Here is a 3444-nt window from a genome sequence, read left to right on the forward strand (position 1 = left end):
GGCCCGGTCTCGTTGCAGGCCATCAGCCCGATCTCCGGCCCCACCACCATGACCCCCCGCGCGCGCAGCGTGGCCAGGTTCGCCTGCGTGGCCGGATGCTCCCACATGCGGACATTCATCGCCGGGGCGATCATCACCGGCTTGTCGGTGGCCAGCAGCACCGTGCTGGCCAGGTCGTCGGCCAGCCCCGCGGCCATGCGCGCCATGATGTCCGCGGTGGCCGGACAGACCACCAGCAGGTCGCCCGAGCGCGACAGCACGATATGCCCCATCTCGCTTTCATCGGTCAGCGAGAACAGGTCGCCGAACACGCGCTCGCCGGTCAGCGCCTGCAGGCTCAGCGGGGTGACGAACTGCGCGCCCGCCGCCGTCAGCACCGTGCGCACGCGCACCCCGCCCGCCGTCAGCAGCCGGACCAGTTCCAGGCTCTTATAGGCCGCGATCCCCCCGCAGACGATCAGCAGGACCGTGCGTCCACCGGTCGGGGGCGGCGTGTCGGTCATCGCCGGGAGCGGCGTGTCCGTCATCGCCGGGAGCGGCGTGTCGGTCATCGCCGGGAGCGGCGTGTCCGTCATCGCCGGAAGCGGCGTGTCCGTCATCGTCAGATGCGCCAGCCGGAATGAATGGCCGCGATCCCGCCCGACAGGTTGCGGACCGACACGCGCTCCAGCCCCGCATCGCGCATCATGCCGGCCAGTGTCTCCTGGTCGGGGAACATGCGGATGCTTTCGGCCAGATATTGATAGCTGTCGCGGTCCCCCGCGATCGCCGCCCCCATCCGCGGCAGCACATGGAACGACCATGCGTCATAGATCGGCGCCAACGCAGCCACCTGCACGCGCGAGAATTCCAGGCACATGAACTTGCCGCCCGGGCGCAGCACGCGCCGCGCCTCGCGCAGCACGGCGTCCTTGTCCGTGCAGTTGCGCAGGCCGAACGCGATCGAGACGCGATCGACCGACCGGTCCGGCAGGGGAATCGCCTCGGCATCCATGACCGCGAAGCGCAGGCCCGCAATCAGTCCCCGTTCCAGCGCACGGCCGCGTCCGACCCCCAGCATGCTGGCATTGATGTCGGACAGGATCGCCTGCCCGCCGCCCGCGCGCAGCCAGCCGAAGGAAATATCTCCCGTGCCGCCGGCCAGGTCCAGCAGGGTCAGGTCGGGATGCGCGCCCAGTTCGGTGACGAAGATCTTCTTCCAGGCGCGGTGGATGCCCAGCGACATGACGTCGTTCATGATGTCGTACCGGCCCGCGACGCTGTCGAACACGGCGCGGACCAGCGGTTTCTTTTCGGCCGTCGGCACGTTGCGGAAGCCGAAATCGGTCGTATCGGCCCCGGCGGCGCGGGGGGCGGCATCGTCCGCGAACGGAGAGGGAGCGGTCTTGTCGGTCATGAATCAGGGATATAACCTCAGATCCGCCCATGCCGGAACTCCCTGAAGTCGAAACAGTGATGCGCGGGATGCGATCGCATCTCGACGGCAGGCGGATCGCCCAGGTGGCGGTGCGTCGCGCCGACCTGCGCTTTCCCTTTCCCGCCGACCTGGCGGCCCGCCTGCGCGGCGCCAGAATCGTCGAACTGGCGCGGCGGGCGAAATATATCCTGCTGCGGCTGGATAGCGGACAGACCATGCTGCTGCATCTCGGCATGTCGGGCCGGGTGCTGCTGACGCCGCCGGGCGCAGCCAACGGCTTCCAGGACCGTCACGAGCATCTTGCCGTGATGATGGAGGACGGCACCCATTTCGGCCTGGTCGATCCCAGGCGCTTCGGCGCGGTGGACCTGATGCCGACATCGGCCGAGACCACCCATCGCCTGCTGGCGCATCTGGGGCCCGAACCGCTGGGCAACGATTTCTCGCAGCACTGGCTGCACCAGGCGATCGGGCGGCGGCGGACCACGATCAAGGCCGCGCTGCTGGACCAGGGAGTCGTGGCGGGGCTGGGGAACATCTACGTCTCCGAGGCCCTGTACCGCGCCGCGATCCACCCCGCCCGCCTGGCCTGTTCCCTGACCGCGCGCGAGGAAGCGGCCCTGGTGCGGGGGATCCGCGCCGTGCTGCGCGATGCGATCGCCGCCGGCGGGTCGTCCCTGCGCGACTATGTGCAGACGGACGGCACGCTGGGCTATTTCCAGCATGAATGGCGGGTCTATGGCCGGGCGGGCACCGGCTGTCCGGACTGTCCCGGCGCCCCCGTCTGCGGCGGCGTGGTCCGTCTGGAGCAGGCCGGACGGTCCAGCTATTTCTGTCCCATGCGCCAGCGCCTGCCCGACGGAACCGGGCGCGCGGCACATGCGCATGAAGACGTGTCTTGACGGACGATGACCGGTTGGACTAGATCGCCTGCCTGATCCGGATGTCCGCGCACACGGGGCGGACCTCGTAACCTGCTTTGTTGAACTGAGAACGATGGCGAACACTGCTTCCGCGCGCAAGCGCATCCGACAGAACGAGCGCCGCAACGCGCGCAACACGGCACGCGTCTCGCGCATGCGCACCTTCATCAAGAAGGTCGAGGCGGCGATCGCGGCCGGCAACAAGGACGATGCCCAGGCCGCCCTGCGCGCCGCGCAGCCGGAAATGCAGCGCGCGTCGGGCAAGGGCGTCGTGCATGCCAACACGGTCGCGCGCAAGCTGTCCCGCCTGTCCGCGCGGATCAAGGCCATCGCTGCCGCGTAACGGCCTCTCCGGCCTCCGTATTATTTCCCGTCGGGAAAGTAACGGAAAAGAAAATATCATAAGGTCGGGTCGCGCGCCGCGGTGCGAGGCCCGGCTTTATTTTATTGTGCAAAGTGTCGATCGGTTTCCCCTGAAACCATAGACTGATCCCGCCCTCCGGGTCACGCAATTTTAGCGTCCCGGCCGGGACAGTTTTCCGTTGCCATCCGCCCGGTCCGTGACTTACTTTCGGCTCCTTCATGTTGTGGCGATGGATCGGCTTCCATGCTCGCGCCTTTTCGGGTGTCGGGCAGGCGGGGTAGTGCGTTCATCGTGCCGGGTGACCGGGGCATGTCGGGGCGGAAAGCAAGGGGGAACACGGTCCGGTCGACGGACGTACAGCCCTCGAAGGGCCGGGAGTGGAAATGTCGGGCGAACTGAGTGGATATGATGCCGTCGCGGAAGCCCGATCGGCCCGGAACGTTCTCGATATCCATTGGTCGCGAATCTGTACCCGGCTGCAGGCCGAGGTCGGCGAGGTCGAGTACCGGACCTGGCTGAAACAGATCACCATCGGTCCGCTCGATGGCGACGAAATCGTCCTCAACCTGCCCACGCGTTTCCTGCGCGACTGGGTGCGCAGCCAGTACGGCGACCGGCTGACCACATTGTGGAACGCCGAATTGCCGGCGATCCGCCGGGTCGAACTGCAGGTCGGCCGTGCCGGCGACGGCGCGACGGCCGGCGGTGCGGTGATCGATGGCGCTGCTGCCGACGGCGCG

At 67.9% G+C, this 3444-nt stretch carries 5 protein-coding genes; 3 read left to right on the forward strand and 2 right to left on the reverse strand.

Translation table 11 applies throughout. The annotated features are described in order from the left end of the window. A partial coding sequence (locus HUK84_RS12925; protein ID WP_281362810.1) for a flavoprotein occupies positions 1-503 on the reverse strand: 503 nt, incomplete at its 3' end. Between the two features lie 98 nt (positions 504-601). Beyond that, the gene (locus HUK84_RS12930; RefSeq protein ID WP_176640660.1) at positions 602-1396 is read right to left on the reverse strand and encodes a class I SAM-dependent methyltransferase; all 795 of its coding nucleotides are present in this window, start codon (positions 1394-1396) and stop codon (positions 602-604) included. A gap of 29 nt (positions 1397-1425) precedes the next feature. On the opposite strand from HUK84_RS12930, the gene mutM reads away from it, so the two are divergent. The 3 genes from mutM to HUK84_RS12945 all read left to right on the forward strand — a co-directional run. Continuing rightward, positions 1426-2319, forward strand: coding sequence for a bifunctional DNA-formamidopyrimidine glycosylase/DNA-(apurinic or apyrimidinic site) lyase (mutM, locus tag HUK84_RS12935; protein ID WP_176640661.1), 894 nt, complete (start codon positions 1426-1428; stop codon positions 2317-2319). Between the two features lie 94 nt (positions 2320-2413). Further along, a complete protein-coding gene (gene rpsT, locus HUK84_RS12940) occupies positions 2414-2683 on the forward strand; it encodes a 30S ribosomal protein S20 (RefSeq protein ID WP_176640662.1) in 270 nt (89 codons plus the stop codon). Between the two features lie 404 nt (positions 2684-3087). Continuing rightward, the coding region (locus HUK84_RS12945; RefSeq protein WP_281362809.1) for a DnaA N-terminal domain-containing protein at positions 3088-3444 on the forward strand (357 nt) is incomplete at its 3' end.

This window comes from Nguyenibacter vanlangensis (genome assembly GCF_013376155.1).
GTDB lineage: Bacteria > Pseudomonadota > Alphaproteobacteria > Acetobacterales > Acetobacteraceae > Gluconacetobacter > Gluconacetobacter vanlangensis.